Genomic DNA, 21,092 nt, shown 5'->3' with positions numbered 1-21,092 from the left:
GGGGGAGATGGGGGAGATGGGGAGGCTGGGGAGAGGTAAAAATAGCACCCGTCAAACTCACGTAAATTTACTTTCTTTGCTCCTCTGCTCCTGTGCCCCTCTGCCCCTCTGCCCCTCTGCCCCTCCGCCAATAGGGAAGTTGGGACAGAGGTTTATCTCACATTAACCTAAGTCAAAAAGTAAGATTTCCGCGCCGATGTTGGTGCTGATTTCCAGTTGCTCTTCACCAGTGATTTGCACGCCATCGCCTGCTCTGAGTTCTTCACCATTCAAGGTTGCAATGCCTTGAGCTATTTGTAACCAAGCATAACGATTTGGCTGAACGTGGTAATTAACAACATCACCGTCTTCTAAAATAGAAGTGTATAAATTAACATCTTGGTGAATTGTCACAGCACCATCGCGCCCATCTTTGGCAGCAATTAAACGCAGTTTGCCACGCTTTTCTTCTAAGGAGAAAGCTTTCTGTTCGTATCTGGGTGTTAGCCCTTGTTTGTCGGGTATAATCCAGATTTGCAGCAAGTGAAGGGCTTCAGTTGGTGAGGGATTAAATTCGCTGTGGGCAATGCCAGTACCAGCACTCATAATCTGTGCGTCACCAGGACGAATCACTGACCCTGTACCCAAGCTGTCTTTATGCTCTACTGCACCTTCTAGGACATAGGTAAGAATTTCCATGTCACGATGACCGTGGGTAGGGAATCCAGCACCAGGGGCGATGCGATCGTCGTTAATCACCCGCAGCGAGCGAAATCCCATACGATTAGGATCGTAAAAACTACCAAAGGAAAATGTGTGGTAACTATCGAGCCAGCCCATCTGAGCATGACCGCGAGCATTTCGATCGTGAATTAGGTAGTTAATCGTATTTTGAGACATAAGTTTACCTCGCTAACTATCAAGTCTTTTTGTTGGCAACTAAAAAACAAAATATGGCAGTTCCCGATTGAACATCGCCTGTTCAAAGACTTCAGCAGTAATTAACAATTGCTGGTGTAACTTATTTCATGTCTTAGATAACAGGAAAGACTTTTTGAAATAAATCACTTCAATGACCTTCTTTATCTGACTAAGCTTTTTTGCTTTGCTACTTCAAAATCACAAGCTTTTTTTTAATTTCTTAGCCCTTGTCTTCAACTATTTAAATAGTAAAGTATATACATATAAAATGAAAAGTACGCACTTAAAAGTGGCGTACTTACCAAAAAGATACTAATAGGTTTGAAAAATGCGTATTGCTCAAAAGTGCTTATCTTACAGCAACTGCCTTTTGAGTTTTAGTAGCACCTGCTGCACCATTTTCTCCCTTGATTTCTGCTACTTGGAGATGAGCTTCTAAGAACCAGAGTCGTTTGTCAATGGTGCGAGAAATTTCGGTATAAAGGTCAGCAGTATCAAGATCGCCTAATTCATCGGTTTTGTCGATCGCTTCTCTGATGTGTTTGGCATAAGGTGCAAAGCGATCTGCCAAAGCTGTCACATGTTCTTTACCATCTAAAATATCAAAAGGATATTCTGGCAAAATTGAATTGCTAGCTGCGGCGCGGGCTGTCCCGACAGCGTATCCACCCAAAGCGGTAACGCGTTCGGCAACCATATCGACGTACTCTTCTAATTCAGCAGCGATTTCATCAAATAACTCGTGCAGTTGATAGAAATCAGTTCCTTTCACATTCCAATGAGCTTGCTTTGTTTGGGTTTTCAAATCCAAAGTAGCTGCCAAGGTTTGATTAAGAAGTACCACGATTTGCACTCGCGCTTGAGCGGGAATGTCAATACGGGTAGGGTAAAGACGTGATGCAAGTGTGTTATCGCTCATGATTCTACCGTGTTGGCTCGATATAAACAGTCTACAGATAGTAGTTAAGATTTTGGAACTCTCTCTAGATAGAGGGAATTAACGGGTTATTGAACTATTATCTATTTTATGCTTGAGAAAGCTTGAATTTATTCTCTCAGACGCGATGATTGTCTATGGTGCTATATGTGCCACCAAAAAGGCGATCGCGAATCATATCACTCTGCAAGAAATCATGAGGGAAACCCAGTTCAATTTGACTGACTTCATTCAGGCGTTGTAAATGCTCTGGTGATAGAGTGACATCCAAGCTAGCTAAGTTATCTTGAAACTGTGTCAACTTGCGCGCGCCAATAATCGGGATAATTATGCCACTTTGAGCGTGTAGCCAAGCTAATGCCACCTGTGAGGCTGTACGTCCCGTTTCAGAGGCAACTTGACCGACGACCTCAGCGATCGCTAAACTTCGTTCTGAGATACTTCCTGCGGGAAAGTTTGCCATTCGTCCCTGTTCTTCCCCAGCTGGCAGTGGCTTATTATACTTACCTGTCAGCACACCACCCGCCAGAGGCGACCAAGGTGTTACCGCTAAATCTAAAGCTTTTGCCATTGGCAAGAGATCGCGTTCTGGCGTTCGTTGAATCAAATTATACTCAATTTGCAGGGCGACAAACTGCGTCCATCCTTGATATTGGGCGATTGTATTGGCTTGGGCAATAATCCAAGCAGGTGCATCAGAAATGCCGATATAGAGTACTTTACCTTGGCGAACCACATCATCAAGCGATCGCATCACTTCCTCCACTGGCGTTGTGAAGTCCCAAGCGTGCAACCAGAATAAGTCAATGTAATCGGTATTCAGTCGTTTCAAGCTACCTTCTAGCGACTGAATCAAATTCTTGCGATGGTTCCCACTAGCATTGGGGTCGCCCTTACTCTCATTCATCCGCAAGGGAAAAGAATACTTGGTCGCAACTACAAAGCGTTCTCGGTCTTGAGCGATGAATTCACCGACAATTTTTTCACTACTGCCATCAGTGTAACCATTGGCGGTATCGAGAAAATTACCTCCTGTTTCCACAAAAGTATCAAAAATTTTCCGGCTTTCATCAACAGAAGCTCCCCAACCCCAGTCTTCACCAAAGGTCATAGTGCCCAAGCAAACTTCTGAGACTCGTAACCCGCTTTTACCTAAGAGTTTGTATCTCATAATTCATTTCACACTTCATCTTGAAATGAAAGAATATCTAAATTTACATGCTACATAAAATTGTGGGTAAAAAAGAAAATACAAATTAATACTGTATCCTAGCCTGCGATCGTCCACTTTTCGGGTGTCTAAATCGTTTACTTGATTTTTTCTCTATAAACTTTGGGTGTAGCACCAATCAGTTTGCGAAAAACATTTGTAAAGTGACTTTGACTTTGAAAACCTACTTGTTCGGATATTTGCTCAATGGTTCTTTCAGTTCGAGTCAATAAATTTTTTGCTTTTTCAATTCTGCTATTCATTACATATTGATGAGGAGTAAGACCCGTTGACTGTTTGAACAGCCGCGAGAAATGATACATACTCATTCCCGCTTCGTCAGAAATCTCAGCTAAAGACAAATCGTTTTCTAAATTTTCATGAATGTATGAAATTACTTGTCTCAATTTCAGCCGGGAAAGACCTTTATCTTTAGAGTAGGGAAAAATTTTTTCAATAGATACAGAATAGTGTTTGAGCAAGTGGATGCAGAGAGTAGTTGTTAGAGATTCAATGTATATACGACTACCCATGCTATCCGATTCTAACTCTGACTTGAGTGCCAGCCCGACTTGCTGAATCAGAGGATTGGGTGCAGCAAAATGTGGTGCGATCTCAACGCTTTGAAAATCTATGGACTCTAAAGCAGCACGAGTGAAAAAAGTTTGTTCTAGAGTGAGTACAATAAATTCTGCTTCCGACTGCCAGCGTGAGATGTGATGCGTGTTTGCCGGAATAATCGCCACATCCCCCTGAGCTATTTGCTCGTGCTGAAGCCGCCCGTTGAACACCCGCTCTGCTTTAGTTCCACTACGCTCTAAGCAAATAGTAATAACATGCTGTTGAAAGCTATGTTCAGGAGTTTCGTGGGCAGGCTGTCGATGATGCTCCAAACCAATTCCATTCCACTGGGCCTGAAAACTGGAATTTAAAGGCGATCGCGGTAGAATTTCTAACGAAGCATCTTTTTGAGCAAAATCAACACTTAAGATTGTCTCTTCTAGCATCGTTCTCACCCGATTAAAGAAGGCAAAAGGCAGGAGCAGAGGGGAACCAGTGCGTTGGGCGGCTCTGCTGACTTGTAGACGCTTCTGCGGTGAGGGGGTCGCAGTCTTGGTGAGTCCACTTGCCGTCTTGGCGCGTGCGAAGGATGGCAAAGTGGCGAACCCGAAGGGCGGTTCCCGTCGATTGCGAACTCCGAACCCGAAGGGCTTCCCGCAGGGTAGCAACTGGCGTGCAGAGGAGAGATAAAACTTGTAACTTCTAACTCTTGACTCAGCACTTTAAGCCAGGAAGCAGTTTGAGGTGTCACGCTATACTTAGTAGGAAAACACCCTAGACTATTATTACAAAATAATCAAGATTTCGATGAATTACTACGTTATCTACGATGGAAATTGCAATCTCTGCGTCAGTCTCGTGCAATTGCTGGAAAATCTAGACCAGGGAAAGCTATTTCGCTATGCTCCCATGCAAGACGAGCAGACACTTGCCCAATTTGGCATTACACCCCAAGATTGCGAACAAGGGATGATTTTAATCGATCGCAATGCACCTCAAAGACGTTGGCAAGGTAGTGACGCGGCTGAGGAAATTGGGCGCTTATTACCAGCTGGCAGTATATTCGTAGACGCTTACCGGGCATTACCAGGAATGAAGTGGGTAGGCGATCGCTTTTACGAACAAATCCGCGATAACCGCTATACTATCTTTGGCAAGCGTTCTAGTACTTATCAATCAGCATACTGTACTGATGGTAGTTGCGCTAATTTATAATTCGTAATTAGGACGCATAGAAAAAGGCTTGATATCAGCGGTTTCCAATATTTATCTTTTGAGCCAGCATTAAGTGCTGTTTTTAGTCAACGCATTGTTTCGCTATGAAAATATCTATTCAAAGACAAATATTGTATAGAAAGGAAAGTGACGGATATGGTAGTTAAAATTGGTACTTTCTTCAACGATACTTTGACTGGAACGAATAACAATGACACACTTAGCGGTTTAGCTGGAAATGACCTGTTATTGGGCAAAGCAGGAAACGACGAGCTTAATGGTGGTGAAGGTAAAGACTGGCTTGATAGTGGTAACGGGAACGATACTTTAATTGGCGATCCGTATATCGATCCCGTCAATCCCGTGTTTCTTGATGACTCCAATGTCCGTAATCTTGAGCCAACCTACGTTATAAAGCAGATTGAAACTCTCTTAATAACCTATACTGATGCAGATGATACTCTACAAGGCGGGTTTGGTAATGATTTTCTGGAAGGTGGTGCTGGAGCTGATACCTTAATTGGTGGTGCTGGAGATGACCTTCTATTAGGTGGTTATGACGGTTATGAAGGTTTAGTTTATCAGTTTACCTACATCTTTTCTAGTCTCGATGATTTTGATGCTATCCAAGATATTTTCAATAAATATTCTAATACACTTGGTAATGCTAATGACCTACTAATAGGCGGTGCAGGTAACGATACCCTACGTGGTGATTCAATTTGGGTAGAGTTCCCGATAGTAACGTCTTTTATAAATTTTATTGGAGATGACACGCTAGATGGTGGCTCAGGAGATGATTTGCTAGATGGTGGCTCTGGCAACGACAGTCTCTATGGTGGCTCTGGCAACGACAGTCTCTATGGTGGTATGGTGCAAGGTAGATGGTTTACTGATGGAAACAATGTCTTGTATGGTGGTGCTGGTGATGACTTACTACAAGGTGGTATCCAAAATGATTTTTTAGACGGTGGTACAGGCAACGATACCTTGGGGGGTGACGACAGTGGTTTATTTAGGGGGATTTGTGAGGATACTTTACTTGGTGGCTCCGGTGACGACTTGTTGATAGGAGCTTATGGAAGTGATGTTCTAGATGGTGGTGCTGGTAATGATGTGCTGAGTGGTGGCGCGGGTCCAATCTCGGAGTATGAGGTTGACACATTGACAGGTGGTGCAGGGGCAGATCGATTTATTCTAGGAGATGAATATGACAGTTTATATGTACCGTATAGCTCTGTAGATGGCATTAAAAATAACTACGCAATCATTACCGACTTTAACAGCAACCAGGATATTATCCAACTATCAGGAGGATATGAAGGAGTATATTTAGATAAATATAGTCTAGGTTCCTCTCCTGTGGGATTACCACAAGGAGTAGCAATATATCTTAGCTATGGCTTGGTTGCAGTTGTACAAGGAGTTACCAATCTAAGCCTTGAGGGAAGCTATTTCCGTTTTGTATCCCCTCCCCCCGAAGCCTAGGTATTAGAGATGGTTGCTGCTTTTCGACCTCTAAAGTTAGTGGTTGCGTTAGCAGGTTGTTACCCCTTCAGTTTAAATAGTTTTAGTTACTCAGCACTGAAGAAAGCTCCCAATCTTGCAGCATCAAAATAGCTTGTCTGTACAAAGACAAATCTACCTTGTGAACTTCTATTCCTTGCCCAATTCCTTGGAGAAGGGTAATTGTTAATTCTCCTCCTAAGTGTTCGCGGAATTCGGTAAGCCCTCTAAATAGGCAATGGGGATGGTCTGGTCGGTCTAATTGCTCGGTGAGTGTCGGTAGGTACAATGCGAATCCTAATATCTTGAGCGTAGTTAGAATCTGTTGCCAGTGCGATCGCAAGAGTTGCCCTGTTAAATATGAGTAAGTGCTGTCTAAGGCAATGCCAATGGCTACGGCTTCACCGTGACGAAGACTGTAATTTGTTAAATGTTCGAGTTTATGAGCAGCCCAATGTCCAAAATCTAAAGGACGCGAGGAACCCATTTCAAAGGGGTCGCCGCTACCAGCAATATGCTCTAAATGTAATTGGGAACACCGATAAATCAGCCTCTCCATAATATCCATGTCTCGATTAGCCAATTTTTCAGCATAAGTCTGAATAAAATCAAAAAAATTCCTATCTTTAATTAACGCTACCTTTACCGCTTCTGCTATGCCCGATCGCCAATCGCGATCGTCTAGAGTAGTCAGAAAATCAAAGTCATTCAATACAGCATAAGGTGGCATGAATGTACCTAAAAAGTTTTTCTTGCCGAAAGCATTGATTCCATTCTTTACCCCTACACCTGAATCGTTTTGTGCTAACACTGTTGTCGGCACTCGCAACAACCGAATTCCTCGGTGAGCTGTTGTCGCTGCGTATCCTGCCATGTCCAGCACAGCTCCACCCCCAATCGCTAAAACGTAGGAATGGCGACACAATCCACCTAAATTAATACTTTGATGAATTTGCTCTATAAATCTAGAATCGTTTTTGACTGTTTCTCCACCTGGAACGATGATTGGTTCGCTGCTCAAGGTGAATACATCTTGATAACGTTGGGCGTAGGCTAATAATTTTTCTAATAACTTATCTTGATACTGTAACAATCCTCCATCTATGACTGCTACCACTGGTTTTGCGGCTGAGTGTCCATCTGCGGCGATCGCCTGCGCCAGCAAAGAATTGTCTAACTTAAATAAACCTCTTGTGAAATGAACATCATAGTTAAAGGACACGCGCACACATTGGCTAATTGGTTGGAAATTGATAGCTAAATTTTGTTTCAAGGAAGTTTTCATAGCAGTAGTTTGAAATAACTGTAAATAGATATCTTGCTGCAATTAATATTGGCAACTAATTGAAAAGTTCAATTCATGTAGTTACTTGCAGTGTGAAGTGATTCCTCAAACCGCTTAAGCTAATAATTTTCAAGATGAAAATACTTATATATCATCCAATAAAATCAAAAACTAACATCAATTTTTAAATCTTTTGATGCCTAAAATTTATTTCTTAGACTTGGCAATGGATATTATTGTTGCATAAAGTCTTATTTTTTTTATTAAAATTAGTTCAGATTTTCTAGACATTCAATTAAATCTTTACAGTATCTTGTTAAAAACCAGGAAAATTTTATAGATTCCGTAAAATTACTACTCTGGTAAGATATTTTATATTCAAATAAATAATAAAGTATCAATTTTAGTGGCAAATTTTATACTTGTTTAGTATAGAAAAAAGCTGGTAAACTTCTCCTGAATTAATCATGAGTAGGGTAAAAGAGTTACTGCATCAATGGCTGTTAAAGTCTGCTTCAAGTCAAGGTATTGCTTGGCTAGAAGAAAAACAGGCGCAGATTGCTAGCGGTGCTGCCGAACGAGTGTTTTTTACTGCTTTCAGTGCTGTACCGCGTTATCTAGGTAAGGAGAATTTACAGTTAACATCTGAGGATTTGGAAGCAGCACAGACTGTGCTTCCTGGTTGGTTTCCTAATCATTGGAGTGTAGATCGAGCAGGTCGGATACTCTTACTTCTAGCTTTGCCCCATAACGAGCCTGAGGAGTATGTGCGATCGCTCGATAAAGTTTTCACGACTGCCGATATGGGTGAGTTAGTTGTCCTGTATCAAAGTTTGCCCTTACTGCCATATCCAGAGTTACATCGCCAACGTGCGACTGAGGGTATTCGCAGCAATATGAGTAATGTATTCCAAGCCATAGCATTACAAAATCCTTATCCTGCAACTTATTTAGACGATATTGCTTGGAATCAGATGGTGCTAAAGGCTTTATTTGTAGGCAGTCCCTTACATCTAATTTGGGGTTTAGATCGCCGTGCTAACCCAGAATTAGCCAGGATGTTAAGAGACTATGCCCACGAACGTTGGGCAGCCAAACGAGCTGTTTCGCCAGAACTTTGGCGGCCTGTGGGGCGGTTTGCCGATGCTGCCATCATTGCAGATTTGGAAAAAGTGCTAGCGAATGGAGATATAACCTCCCAAGCAGCAGCAGCATTGGCTTGTGCCGAATCTCCTGTACCCGAAGCCCAAACATTACTCTCTCGATACCCAGATTTGCACTCAGCTATTCAACGAGGTGATTTGAGTTGGAGCAGCTTGAATTGCGATCGCCATGTCTATAAATGAAATTTATCATAGGGCAACAGCATGATGTTTATCGATCCTCACATTCACATGTGTTCCCGTACTACCTACGACTATTTAGTAATGCGGGAATATGGCATTGTCGCCGTTATTGAACCAGCCTTCTGGCTAGGACAACCTCGAACTAACGCAGGCACATTCAAAGATTATTTCAGCAGTCTTGTCGGTTGGGAAAGGTTTCGTGCTAAACAGTTTGGTATTCAACATTACTGCACAATCGGCTTAAATCCCAAAGAAGCTAACAACGAAGTGCTAGCAGCAGAAGTAATGGAATTGCTACCGCTTTATGCTTGTAAAGAAGGAGTAGTAGCCATTGGGGAAATTGGCTATGACGATATGACAGAAGTAGAAGATAAGTACTTTTGCCAACAATTAGAATTAGCCAAAGAACTAGATATGTTGGTGCTAATTCATACTCCCCACCGCAATAAAAAAGCGGGTGCTAGCCGTAGTATGGATCGCTGCATCGAATATGGCTTAGATCCCTCACAAGTAATTATTGACCACAACAACGAAGAAACCGTTGAAGAAGTATTAAAACGAGGTTTTTGGGCAGCTTTTACAATTTACCCCCAGACAAAGATGGGTAACGCCAGAATGGTAGAGATTGTCCGCCAGTATGGACGCAATAGAATCATTGTAGACAGTAGTGCTGATTGGGGTATCAGCGATCCGTTAGCTGTTCCGAAAACAGCTCAATTGATGTTAGATAGAGGCATTCCTGAAGAACATGTACGAGCAGTTTGTTACGAAAATGCTTTAGCTGCTTACAGTCAAACTGGGCAAATGCAAGCATCAGACTGGCTTAATCCTGAATCTATCGATCGGCGTGAGTTGTTTAATGGTAATTCTGTCTTGCGGGGACAGGAACCAGGGATTAAGTCAGTTTCAGACTATATGCTGATTGAGTAGTGAAGAGTGCTGAGTGAGGAGTAAAAGATAATGAAGTACATAGGTAGGGGCGCTGTTAGGTTCGCCCTGACAATAATCTGTACTACTTAATTACAAATTACGAATTAGTATGAATGTTGCAAGTTTAAATTTTCAACGCTGGCGGGGTTATTTGGAATTGATGCGTCCCGCTAATATTGTTACTGCTTGGGCGGATATTCTTGTTGGTTTTGCTGCCTCTGGGGCTGGAATTATTTTTGATAAATCGATTGATGGACAAGCAACTTTTACCAATTTAATTCCTTTAGGCTGGTTGTTATTAGCAACAACTGGTTTATACGGTGGCGGTATAGTTTTTAATGATGTTTTCGATGCTGAATTGGATAGCAAAGAGCGACCAAGTAGACCAATTCCCAGCGATCGCGTGTCTCGTCAGAATGCTACTTTATTGGGAAGTACACTGTTTGCCATCGGTATCTTGGCGGCTTTTCAAGTCTCTTGGTTCAGTGCTGCGATCGCTATCATTATCGCTTCTGCCGCTCTATTTTATGATGCGATCGCCAAGCATCATCCTTTTTTTGGCCCGCTAAATATGGGTTTGTGTCGTGGTGGTAACTTATTATTGGGTGTCAGTGCCGTACCAGCAATAGTAAGCGAGCGTTGGTATTTAGCACTAATTCCTGTCTTTTATATTGCTGCTATTACCGCAATTAGTCAGGGAGAAGTTCATGGAGGTAAAAAGATAACAGGAGTCCTAGCATTACTCTTAATTGCAATAGTCTTGATAGCAGTTTTATCTTTGGGATTTTTAGAAGACTATGCAGTAATTTCAGCCTTACCCTTCGCTGCTTTATTAGCTATCCGAGTCTTGCCTAATTTTGTGAAAGCTGCGCGCGAACCGATACCCGAAACAATCCGTGCGGCTGTGAAAATGGGCGTGTTATCTCTAATTATTTTAGATGCAACAATCGCGGCTGGTTTTGCGGGTTTGTATTACGGTTTATTAGTGCTAATTTTACTACCACTTTCAATGAAATTAGCGCAAATATTTGCTGTTACTTAAAACCAGTCTAATAGAACTGATATCATGTCCGCTTTCTACATCTCCTCATCTGAGTGTGAAGTTTTATCATGAAAATCACAAAAAATAACTTTCACTTAACTTATTGCAGCAATATTCATCCTGGGGAAACTTGGTTAGAGGTTTTTGCTAATTTAGAAAATTATATTCCCAAACTCAAGTCACGTTTATCACCTAAAGCACCGTTTGGAATTGGTTTGAGGTTGTCAGATATTGCTGCAAAACAACTTTTAGAAAGTGACAATTTAGCTCAGTTTCAAGCATGGCTAACTCAAGAAGATTTATACGTTTTTACCTTAAATGGATTTCCTTATGGGGGATTTCATCGACAGGTAGTAAAAGACCAAGTTTATCTCCCAGACTGGTCAACACAGGAACGAGTTAACTATACATTAAACTTGACAAAAGTTATAGCAACTTTGTTACCAGAAGGGCTGGATGGTGGAATTTCTACACTACCTCTATCTTATAAACCTTGGTGGCAAGAAGACCAAGCAACTAGTGAAACAGTTCTAAAAAATAGCTGTTTTAATCTTGCAGCAGTTGTAGTAGAGATGATTCGTATCCGCGAAGAAACAGGAAAATTGCTGCATATAGATTTAGAACCGGAACCTGATGGATTAATTGAAAACACATCGGAAATAATTGATTTTTATCAAAATTGGTTATTGCCGATTGCCGGTAGCTATTTATCAGAAAAATTCGAGATTGAACGGCAATTAGCCGAAAGTAAATTGCTAGAACATGTTCGTATTTGCTACGACACCTGTCATTTTTCAGTTGAATACGAGCAGCCTCAATCAGTATTTACGCGTTTGCAATCCGCAGGAATTAAGATTGGCAAGATTCAAATCAGTGCGGCAATTCAAGTAAAATTATCTGCTGAAGCTGAAAAACGTAGTTTAATAGTTGAGCGCTTACGTCCCTTTGCTGAATCTACTTATCTTCACCAAGTGATAGAACGTCGCAGCGACGGTACGCTATATCATTATCCCGACTTAGTAACTGCATTACCACATTTAGAGCAATCTGTAGCTGAAGAATGGCGCACTCACTTTCATGTGCCAATTTTTATTCATGATTATCAAATTTTGCAATCGACGCAAGACGATATTACTACTGTTTTGCAGTTACTTCAAACAAATAATGCTTGCCAACATTTAGAAATTGAGACTTACACGTGGGATGTATTGCCATCAGAAATGAAAATAGATTTGCTGACTTCTATTCAGCGGGAATATGAATGGATATTAAAATTAATTCGTAATTCGTAATTCGTAATACCTTTCGGGAAGCCGCGCAGAGCGCGTCTACGTAATTCGTAATTAGGGAACCGCTATAAAATCTGGTTGTTATGAAGTTAATCTTTAGTATTAATTTCCAAAATGCTTGCGGTATGTGGATTCACAGAACACAGATACACTAAGCAATTTCCAATCCAAAATGGTATAAGAGAGCATTAAGTTTATGCAGAAAACGGTTGTTTTAAACGTTGTGGGGTTAACGCCCAGTTTACTAGGAAAAAATACGCCGTTTTTATCTTCTTGGGCAGCTGAAGGGCAAATAGTGCCGATCGCACCAATATTACCTGCTGTAACTTGTTCTGTTCAGGCTACTTATTTAACCGGAAAATTGCCTGACGAACATGGAATTGTTGCTAATGGTTGGTACTTTCGAGATGAGTGTGAAGTGAAGTTTTGGCGACAGTCTAACAAACTTGTGCAAGCACCAAAAGTTTGGGAAATCGCTAAATCTATCGACCCCAACTTTACTTGTGCCAACCTTTTTTGGTGGTACAACATGTACTCTTTTGTAGATTATGCCATTACCCCGCGCCCAATGTACCCAGCAGATGGCAGAAAACTACCTGATATCTATACTTACCCTGCCGATGTGCGATCGCCAATACAATCTGATTTAGGTCAATTTCCTCTATTTAACTTTTGGGGGCCAAATACTTCAATTGTTTCTAGCCAATGGATTGCCAATTCAGCCAAATGGATTGAGGAACGCTACAGCCCGACACTATCACTAATTTACTTACCTCATTTAGATTACTGTCTGCAAAAATTTGGTAGCGATGAAAAACAAATCCAAACAGATTTACAAGAAATTGATGCTGTTTGTGGCGATTTAATTCAATATTATCAAGCACGTAACGCTCAGATAATTATTCTTTCAGAGTATGGTATTACTCCAGTTTCCAAGTCAGTGGATTTGAACCGCGTGCTACGAGAAAATAATTTAATTGCCGTGCGAGAAGAATTAGGACGAGAACTGCTTGATTTTGGTGCTAGCATTGCCTTTGCTGTTGCCGATCACCAAATTGCTCATATATATGTCAATGATGCGGCGTACATTCCGAAAGTTCGCTCTATTTTAGAAGGAATTGAAGGGGTAGCGCAGGTATTAGATGAAGAGGGTAAAAAAGCCTATCATCTCAATCATTCTAGATCGGGAGAATTAGTTGCGATCGCTCAGTCTGATGCTTGGTTTACTTATTATTATTGGCTTGATGATGCGAAAGCGCCTGATTTCGCTAGAACTGTAGATATCCATCGCAAACCCGGTTACGATCCTGTAGAACTTTTTCTCGATCCGCAATTGAAGATTCCCCAAGTAAAAGTTGCTTTCAAATTGCTGAAGAAACAACTCGGTTTTCGCTATTTAATGGATGTGATTCCTCTAAATGCTTCACTAGTACGTGGTTCTCACGGTCACATGACCAATTATCCATCTGAAGGGCCACTATTTATAACTCATCAAACTCAGTTAGTCGAGCAAAATTCAATTGCAGCGACTGATGTTTGCTCATTAATTCTCAATCATTTAACACTCTAGAATCAATAGTCCAAAGTTAGTAGTTAAAGTAAGTAGTGCTACTGGGTAGTGAATTCAATCTCATAGCTAAATCAATTAACACTAAAGATAGTCGCTGTGAAAAATCCTCACCTTAGTCAAGGTGCATCTATGTCGCTTCGATGCTTAATATTGTCAAAGTTGTATCCTAATTTTTCAATAAATTCTTCTACTTCATCTATACAAGAAAAATAATAATTTTCTTTGTGTCTAATATCGTCTCCTTTTTCATATTCTCCACTCTCATGAACATCTCGCCGCAGTTCTTTGATAAGTACATGATATGGTGTTTTTTCTCTTTTTTCGGCTTCTCTGAGTTCAATTAAATAAAGATATTCTTCTGAATAATCTTTTCTCTGAGGTGTAAATGTCATCTTTGGGAGTTTATTAATTAATATCCAGCCCAAGTATTCATGACTATCTGTTTCTTTAATAAACCCCCATTGTTCTCCATTGTTTAGTTTTTTTTCCAACTCTATCTTGTTCATATACTTTTCCATTGATATAGAAATTGTAACCCCAAACGCGATTTGTCTCACTTAGTTAAACCTCAAAACCGGACTTTCTTCTGAGTTCAAGTCATTTAAGAATAGGAGTTTAGGAACTAAAAAACCAGCTCTACAAAAAGTTTTTAGGTACAATAGCATTAAATTTAGTGCAAATTAAGTGCATAATTAACCCAATGATAAACATCAGCAGAGAAATTCATTCGCTCTCCAGCTTTAAACGCAATACACTAGAATTCCTAGAGCAGATGAAGCAGACAGGAAAACCTGTAGTGCTGACGGTTAACGGTAAAGCCGAACTTGTTGTTCAAGATGCTAAGTCTTACCAAAAGCTGCTTGATGCTTTAGAACGGTTGGAAACTATAGCTGGAATCAAACAAGGACTTGAAGATGTGGAAACAAGTAGAACCACTACTTTGAGCGAATTTGAACAAGAAATGCGACAAAAGTATGGCATTTCAAGTTAGAACTACTCGAACGGCAAATGCAGAAATTGAGTTAGCTTATTCTTGGTTAAAAGAGCGCAATCCTGTTTATGCCGATAAATGGTTTCGGGAATTAATGGATACTATTGCAACTTTACAAAAAAATCCACGACGCTGCGCTTTGGCTCCAGAGAATGATAGCTTTACTGAGGAAATCCGCCAGCTTATCTACGGTAAGTCAAGAAGCAAGTACCGAATTTTGTTTGCGATTAGAGAAGATACAGTTTTTGTTCTTCACGTGCGTCACAGTTCGCAAGCTTCGCTCACAATTGAGGAAGTTGACGAAGAAAAAGAATAAAAAAGGAATGAGAACTGTTAAAACTTTTAATTACCCTGTTTATTAAACACCTCTAAAATCTGTCGGCAAATTTGTTTTAGCTTCTCGCCAACTTCACTAGAAGGCAAAGATTCGCCAAAAAAACTCCAGTTTTCCACAGTCGAAAGTCGCCAAGCCTCACCGCGATGGTCAAATCCAGCTACCTCTATACCGATCGCCCGGCGTAAATTATTTATGGGATCTTGATAAAATCGGATTTGAATTAAAATACTGCGACTGCGCCAGGATTTGCTAATACCAGGAAAGTGAAAGCCGATGTCTATAGAATCTGGATCGACTAATTCTCTGGTTTCTGGATCGTTCTTCCAAGGCTTGAGATCCGATTTCGCATCGGGAAACTCAAATTTGAATAAATTCACTGCTGTAGCAATATTGCTGGCGAGTTCAAGGTTAGTTGCCTGTTCAGCTGCGTTCACGACAAAAAAACTCCTAATTTATTGTGTCGGCTTTTGGATGTAACGACAGAAAAACCGCCAAAAGGCTTATGATGTTTGCGTTTCAACTTATCAATGCCTTTTGGATCTCGCAACTATAAATCACACTTCCCTGACAATTATTAGTACCAAAAGCTGCTAAACAGTTGCTCATTGAAGGTTTGTGTATAGGAAAAGCTATTTAAGTAATTGTACTTAAATTTTTCAGAAAATCACTTAAGACTCTGCATTTTATGAAAAATCATAGATACTCAGATCAGATTTTCGGCAAATTCCCTTGCTAACAGGAAACACTCAAAGGCGATCGCAGCTAATTCAGATCGTTGCAAGGCAAATAAACGTCTCGACAGTTTCAGGCACTAGTTCTTATAAAGCCGCTTGCCATCGATTGCCCCAAAACTCCGATCGGGATGAATCTCGATCGCTAAATCAACTGCTGAGGAAGATTGAACTAATGGTTTGATAAATAATTCCGGGTGAAGCGATCGCCAAAAGTAATTAACAAATTCCTCAACTTGTTCGTCAGTCATCCCCGATTTGCCAGCAGCAATCATCTGTTGTTCGGCTTGTTTGCGCCACTGCAAAGAACAACGGTAATCAGTGGGATATAGCACAATTAAGCTGTCTAATTGCTCCCATAATGGTAAATAATCCTTTAGCCGACGATTCATCTCGCGGGCAAATGCTCTATCTTCTTCTGTAATAATTGGCGGTGGCGCGCTATTAAATGCATCTGGGTCGATTGGTCGCACGCCGACAAACCAACCTTCAAATAGCAAAATGTCTGCATTTGTGACGATTTCTGGAGTAGTGCGATCGCCTGCGCCGCCATAAGCAGATTTATCAAAGCGGGGAACTATTACAGGACTCTCACCTTGGCGAATTTGAGCGAGTAAATTTAAGCCTAAGTCTATATCATGGGTTCCTGGAGGGCCGCGCCAAATCAACCGAAGGTCTTGCTGAGTTAAAGCGAGGCGATCGCTATAAGTTTTATACAAATCATCTAAAGATAAACTCAAGGTACGGTATCCTAACTGTTGGAGAATCAAGGTCAGAACTTGGCACATTGTGGTTTTACCCGTTCCTTGTACTCCTAAAATTCCCTGAATTAGAGGATGCCCTAATTTTTGGCGGTGTGACGCTAGTTTCATACCCAGAGGTAGCCACAAATCCCACAAAACACTTAGCATTTCTTGGGGCGGTTTGTGGAGGCTAGTTTGGCAGAACTGACTAAATGCTGGCAAAACAGATTTGAGTAAATGCGATCGCATTTGTATAACTTCATCTACATTTGTCGGCGTGATGCCAAAAACTTTCGCCCTGCAAGTATCCGCTAGCGCTGCTTTTCGTGCTTGTAATTGTGTAGTTGCGTCTACCGCATCCCTTACCAAAATTTTATTTAGCCACGAATTCATCTGTTATACCAAACCAGGATTTTTTGAAGCATGTCTCAAATTACGAATTACAAATTACGAATAGGACTTACGCAATAACTCTCTGAAACTCTTATAACTTCGTGCCCTTTGCGCCCTTTGCGGTTCATTTTTTCTTAATTTTGCGTAAGTCCTGACGAATTACGAATTACGAACCCAGCTTAAAGGCTTCGATAAACATGCTGTAGATTAAACCTACTTTTAAAATGTTGAGTGATTCTAAGAGGAGCGATCGTCTAGCAAAAAAACTCCGACTGTAAAATATCCTGCTAGTAACCTCTGTAAACAGCACTAAAACCGCAGCTGCCCAAATATCTAATTCTGCCCTTTGTCCCGCTGAGGTGGAAATAGCCGATCCCAGAAAAAAACCGAACAAAAAACTAATTATTAATAGCGATAGCCGCCGCCAAGGATTTTCAAACCATTGTCCTAGGGTTCTAGCAATGGCATCAAACAAGTTATTGAGACGAGTATTTTGCATAATCCCAAGACTGAAGGCGGAATAATTTATTTTTTGGAGTTCTCTAAGAATGAGCGGGTGTAAGGAACGTCCAAAAATCAAGATTTCATGAACTATTTTTATACTGAAACCGTCAACTTTAGCGTAAGCTTAACTTAAATACTATTGTAAATATTTACTGATTTTTCCGTGCATATCAAACTTTATACATTCTGTCATCTAAGTAGCGAAACAAACTGCCAAGTATATTTTTCCGCGATCGCAGCAAGCCGCACTAGCTAATTGGCAAAGAGATTGTTAAAAAATGTTAAGAATATTTTACGGATAAACATGGAGCTTTAACAAAAGATACCTTGTTACTCATACTACGTGACTCACAAAAATAAGTTTTTGTGTTTCTACGAATTAATTAGCTATTTATGTATCAGATTTTTCTGCTGATTTCAGCATAATCAGCAAAAATCGACGAACAATTAGGAATTTATGTCTTTTTTTATTTAAGCATCAAGGTAACTATTCGCGCCGATCGTTTTTCTTTCAAGTGATATTTATGATACATTACATACCCTAATTCTACGAGAGTAGAGAGTAGGCGAATAAGCAAATTTCCATGATTGCCACGTTTGAATAATAGGCTACTATTTGGTCAAGCCTAAACAAATTTTTATTTCTAATAACTATCAATATGAAATCTTCAGTGTATCGCAACGCTGCTATTACTGCTTGTTCGTTAGGGCTGCTTGGGTTACTATGTGGATGCTGGGGGCTAGGTGTATCTTTGGAGTCCACAAATCCAGATACCACTTCCTCAGTATCTAATACCGCCCTTGAGATAGAGAGCAATCCAGCATCGCCTGTTTCATCTCAAACAGGTACTTTGGCTCGTGTCTCCAGTCCAACAACCAATTTAAGCAACCCTATAGAACTTAGTCATAGCAAAACTACTTCCGTCTTAGCAGCTAGTCCAGGAACGATTGGCAATGGTAAGCATCAGGGAACTTTGCGAATGAGCAATCAAACAAACCAGCCTGTGCGACTGGCCTTACTGGCACGGCAATCAATGGTGAAAAGCGCTACTAGAAAAACTAACTACGATCTTCCAGCTCATTGGGATTTCGATCCCCAAGAAGGTAGTAATAAAGGATTGATTCTTTCTTTACCTAATGGAAACTTAAAGCTAGAGAAAGGAGATATTTTAGTTGCATTCGCACAAGACGGAACCCGGCGCTACTGGGGGCCATATGTTGTTGGAGAAACTTCTTTACCAAACTGGAATTCTCAAAAGCAAGAATGGATATTGGTACTTAGTCAATAAACTTCTTGCATAAGTCGGGAAAAGGGTAAGGGGAAAGGGGGAAAGGTTTTTGTGTTTTCCCTTTCCCCTTTAACATGAGTCCCTTTGACCACAAGAGTGCAAAAAGCACTTTTGCTCGTAGGTCTAATAGTCAAAAGTCAATAGTCAACGGTCAAGCATGAAGCGAAAAGCAGAAATTACCAAGCCCTTCAGATAGAGAATAGGCAGTAGGCAAAGGGTAACAGCGAAAATAATTTTGCTCGTACCTTATAGGCAATTGTCCTTTAAAAAGAACAAAAGATGAATAGTCAACGACTAATAACTAATGACTGTTGACTATTAAAATTGACTATTGACTGAGTAATTGATGAGAACGAAATTGAGTTTTTCCCGTACTGTTGACCAGTGGTTCAACAAGATAGTAGAGCGTCCGGCCCTCGCTGTGACTGTATCAATTCTGTGGTTGATTCTAATTGGTTGGGTAGGTTATGTATGGAATTTAGGTAATATTGGCTTGATTGATGAAACAGAGCCACTATTTGCTGAAGCTTCCCGGCAAATGTTTGTTACAGGTGACTGGATTACACCTTTTTTTAATGGCGAAACTCGTTTCGATAAACCTGCTTTAATCTATTGGTGTCAAGCGATCGCCTATGCAGTGATTGGGGTGAATGAGTGGGCAGTGCGTCTACCTTCAGCACTGGCTGCAATTGCAGTAATTAGTTTGGCCTTTTACACCGTACAGTGGCATCTAGCAAAGCAAGATGAATTAGAAAAAGTTTCGCGTCCGACTCGCCGCTATTTAGGGGCTGCTGTAGCCACAGCAATGATGGCATTCAACCCTGAGATGATTGTCTGGGGAAGAACGGGTGTCTCAGACATGTTGCTAACTGGCTGTGTGGCATCAGCCTTATTATGCTTTTTTTTGGGATACGCGGGGAGAAGAGAGCAGGGGAAGCAGGGGAGGCAGGGGGAGAGGGGAGCGAGTAGTGCCCGATCTCTATTGCCTAATGGGTGGTATTTGGCTTTTTATGTGTTGATTGCCGGGGCGATTTTAACTAAAGGGCCTGTGGGAATTGTTTTGCCTGGGCTAATTATTCTTGCCTTTTTACTGTATGTAGGCAAGTTAAGAGAAGTATTGCGAGAAATGCGTTTTTTGTTGGGGATGCTGATTATTGTGGGTTTATCAGTGCCCTGGTACGTGCTAGTGATTTGGCGCAATGGCTGGAATTACATTAACTCCTTTTTTGGTTATCACAACCTGGAACGCTTTACAGAGGTAGTTAATGGTCACTCAGCACCTTGGTTTTTTTACTTTATAGTGGTGTTACTGGGCTTTGCTCCGTACTCAGTATACCTACCTGTGGCAATAGTCAGACTGAAGTTGTGGCAGCGATCGCACTGGCTGATTCAAGAACGCTCTCAGCAATTGGCTTTATTTGCCTGCATCTGGTTTTTGGGTGTCTTTGGCTTTTTTACTGTTGCTGTAACTAAACTCCCTAGCTACGTTTTACCTTTAATGCCAGCGTCAGCTATCTTGGTGGCCTTATTGTGGAGCGACTTTTTCCAAAGTAAAAACCAGGTGACACAAGGAACAGGAGAAAAAGCGATCGCCTCATTTCCCTCATCTCCCTTACTTCTCTGGAGTAGTTGGCTAAATGTTGTATTTTTATCAGCATTGGCAGTAGCAATGTTTCACTTATCCCAACTATTAGGTAGAGATCAAGCTGCACCCGACTTCCGCCTACTCATAGATAATTCTGGTTTACCAAAGGTGGGAGGTTTGTTGTTACTCTCCAGTGCTATTATCATTGCATTTTTAATCATTGTTCGCCGTTGGCACTCTATTATCGGCGTGAATTTGCTGGTATTCGTCGCATTTTTGAGCTTTGTCTTAATGCCCACTACATTTTTGATGGATCGCCAACGTCAGCTACCTTTAAGAGAGTTATCTGCTGTTATAGTAGAAGCCCAACAACCAAATGAAGAATTACTCATGGTTGGCTTCAAAAAGCCAAGTGTAGTGTTTTACTCTCACAAGCAGATAAATTTTATTAAATTGACTAGAGATGCTGTGAGTTTGATTAATAACCAAGCTGCACAACCAATCAAGCCTCCCTCTTTGCTGATGTTGGCCGAACAAACAAACATTGTCAAAATGAATTTTCAGCCAGATGATTATGAAAATATAGCTGCAAAAGGTGCTTATCAATTAATTCGAGTTTCTTTTAAAAAAATGAAACATGAAAAATTAAATATATCGTAACCCTTACGGGAATTAAAAACCCCTCTTGTCCCATAAGGGTTTCAATACTTGTTAAAAATTTTGGTTTT

General features: G+C 40.9%; 20 protein-coding genes. 11 read left to right on the top strand and 9 right to left on the bottom strand.

From position 1 onward, the window contains the following. Window positions 1-162: 162 nt before the first annotated feature. From I8752_RS01050 to I8752_RS01035, 4 genes are all read right to left on the bottom strand, one after another. A complete protein-coding gene (locus tag I8752_RS01050) occupies window positions 163-879 on the bottom strand; it encodes a pirin family protein (protein ID WP_214430456.1) in 717 nt (238 codons plus the stop codon). A 370-nt stretch (window positions 880-1,249) separates the two neighbouring features. Next, window positions 1,250-1,819 carry a DNA starvation/stationary phase protection protein Dps gene (gene dps, locus I8752_RS01045; RefSeq protein WP_214430455.1) on the bottom strand — a complete coding sequence of 190 codons (570 nt, stop codon included), beginning with the start codon at window positions 1,817-1,819 and terminating at the stop codon, window positions 1,250-1,252. Window positions 1,820-1,955: 136 nt separating this feature from the next. Then, on the bottom strand, window positions 1,956-3,008 hold the full coding sequence (locus tag I8752_RS01040) for an aldo/keto reductase (protein WP_214430454.1): 1,053 nt from the start codon (window positions 3,006-3,008) through the stop codon (window positions 1,956-1,958). 137 nt (window positions 3,009-3,145) lie between these two features. Then, window positions 3,146-4,204: a helix-turn-helix domain-containing protein gene (locus tag I8752_RS01035; protein WP_404827069.1), complete on the bottom strand. Its 1,059-nt coding sequence runs from the start codon at window positions 4,202-4,204 to the stop codon at window positions 3,146-3,148. A 211-nt stretch (window positions 4,205-4,415) separates the two neighbouring features. On the opposite strand from I8752_RS01035, the gene I8752_RS01030 reads away from it, so the two are divergent. Both I8752_RS01030 and I8752_RS01025 read left to right on the top strand, forming a co-directional pair. Next, a complete protein-coding gene (locus tag I8752_RS01030) occupies window positions 4,416-4,823 on the top strand; it encodes a thiol-disulfide oxidoreductase DCC family protein (RefSeq protein ID WP_214430453.1) in 408 nt (135 codons plus the stop codon). A 156-nt stretch (window positions 4,824-4,979) separates the two neighbouring features. Beyond that, entirely contained in the window at window positions 4,980-6,311 is a 1,332-nt protein-coding gene (locus tag I8752_RS01025; protein WP_214430452.1) for a calcium-binding protein, read from the top strand. Between the two features lie 82 nt (window positions 6,312-6,393). Here the strand turns inward: I8752_RS01025 and I8752_RS01020 are convergent, their stop codons facing one another. Next, window positions 6,394-7,614 (bottom strand): 3-dehydroquinate synthase, encoded by a 1,221-nt coding sequence (locus I8752_RS01020; RefSeq protein ID WP_214430451.1) that lies wholly within the window; start codon window positions 7,612-7,614, stop codon window positions 6,394-6,396. Between the two features lie 467 nt (window positions 7,615-8,081). On the opposite strand from I8752_RS01020, the gene I8752_RS01015 reads away from it, so the two are divergent. From I8752_RS01015 to I8752_RS00995, 5 genes are all read left to right on the top strand, one after another. Next, on the top strand, window positions 8,082-8,960 hold the full coding sequence (locus I8752_RS01015) for an EboA family metabolite traffic protein (RefSeq protein WP_214430450.1): 879 nt from the start codon (window positions 8,082-8,084) through the stop codon (window positions 8,958-8,960). A 21-nt stretch (window positions 8,961-8,981) separates the two neighbouring features. Then, window positions 8,982-9,890, top strand: coding sequence for a TatD family hydrolase (locus I8752_RS01010; RefSeq protein WP_225895372.1), 909 nt, complete (start codon window positions 8,982-8,984; stop codon window positions 9,888-9,890). A gap of 109 nt (window positions 9,891-9,999) precedes the next feature. Further along, complete coding sequence (gene eboC / locus I8752_RS01005; RefSeq protein ID WP_214430449.1) at window positions 10,000-10,932, top strand: UbiA-like protein EboC; 933 nt, start codon at window positions 10,000-10,002, stop codon at window positions 10,930-10,932. 68 nt (window positions 10,933-11,000) lie between these two features. Further along, the gene (eboE, locus tag I8752_RS01000; protein ID WP_214430448.1) at window positions 11,001-12,224 is read left to right on the top strand and encodes a metabolite traffic protein EboE; all 1,224 of its coding nucleotides are present in this window, start codon (window positions 11,001-11,003) and stop codon (window positions 12,222-12,224) included. A gap of 193 nt (window positions 12,225-12,417) precedes the next feature. Further along, window positions 12,418-13,791, top strand: coding sequence for an alkaline phosphatase family protein (locus I8752_RS00995; RefSeq protein ID WP_214430447.1), 1,374 nt, complete (start codon window positions 12,418-12,420; stop codon window positions 13,789-13,791). A gap of 116 nt (window positions 13,792-13,907) precedes the next feature. On the opposite strand, the gene I8752_RS00990 is transcribed toward I8752_RS00995, so the two are convergent. Beyond that, window positions 13,908-14,297 (bottom strand): hypothetical protein, encoded by a 390-nt coding sequence (locus I8752_RS00990; RefSeq protein WP_214430446.1) that lies wholly within the window; start codon window positions 14,295-14,297, stop codon window positions 13,908-13,910. 194 nt (window positions 14,298-14,491) lie between these two features. On the opposite strand from I8752_RS00990, the gene I8752_RS00985 reads away from it, so the two are divergent. Next, complete coding sequence (locus tag I8752_RS00985; RefSeq protein WP_214430445.1) at window positions 14,492-14,782, top strand: type II toxin-antitoxin system Phd/YefM family antitoxin; 291 nt, start codon at window positions 14,492-14,494, stop codon at window positions 14,780-14,782. Then, window positions 14,766-15,098: a type II toxin-antitoxin system RelE/ParE family toxin gene (locus I8752_RS00980; protein ID WP_214430444.1), complete on the top strand. Its 333-nt coding sequence runs from the start codon at window positions 14,766-14,768 to the stop codon at window positions 15,096-15,098. Before I8752_RS00985 ends, I8752_RS00980 begins: the two co-directional genes overlap by 17 nt. A gap of 26 nt (window positions 15,099-15,124) precedes the next feature. Here I8752_RS00980 and I8752_RS00975 read toward each other — a convergent pair whose 3' ends face one another. From I8752_RS00975 to I8752_RS00965, 3 genes are all read right to left on the bottom strand, one after another. Next, window positions 15,125-15,553 (bottom strand): hypothetical protein, encoded by a 429-nt coding sequence (locus tag I8752_RS00975; protein WP_214430443.1) that lies wholly within the window; start codon window positions 15,551-15,553, stop codon window positions 15,125-15,127. Window positions 15,554-15,930: 377 nt separating this feature from the next. Next, entirely contained in the window at window positions 15,931-16,986 is a 1,056-nt protein-coding gene (locus tag I8752_RS00970) for a glycerate kinase (protein WP_214430442.1), read from the bottom strand. Between the two features lie 166 nt (window positions 16,987-17,152). Next, complete coding sequence (locus I8752_RS00965) at window positions 17,153-17,485, bottom strand: DUF565 domain-containing protein (RefSeq protein ID WP_214430441.1); 333 nt, start codon at window positions 17,483-17,485, stop codon at window positions 17,153-17,155. Between the two features lie 664 nt (window positions 17,486-18,149). Here I8752_RS00965 and I8752_RS00960 point away from each other — a divergent pair. Next, complete coding sequence (locus I8752_RS00960; RefSeq protein WP_214430440.1) at window positions 18,150-18,779, top strand: hypothetical protein; 630 nt, start codon at window positions 18,150-18,152, stop codon at window positions 18,777-18,779. 346 nt (window positions 18,780-19,125) lie between these two features. After that, window positions 19,126-21,024, top strand: coding sequence for an ArnT family glycosyltransferase (locus I8752_RS00955; RefSeq protein WP_214430439.1), 1,899 nt, complete (start codon window positions 19,126-19,128; stop codon window positions 21,022-21,024). Window positions 21,025-21,092: the final 68 nt, after the last annotated feature.

Origin of the sequence: Dendronalium phyllosphericum CENA369, assembly GCF_016056275.1 — a bacterium.
GTDB classification, from domain to species: Bacteria; Cyanobacteriota; Cyanobacteriia; order Cyanobacteriales; family Nostocaceae; genus Dendronalium; species Dendronalium phyllosphericum.
The sequence above is the reverse complement of the archived record's forward strand: the minus strand, read 5'-3'. Positions and strand labels throughout refer to the sequence as shown.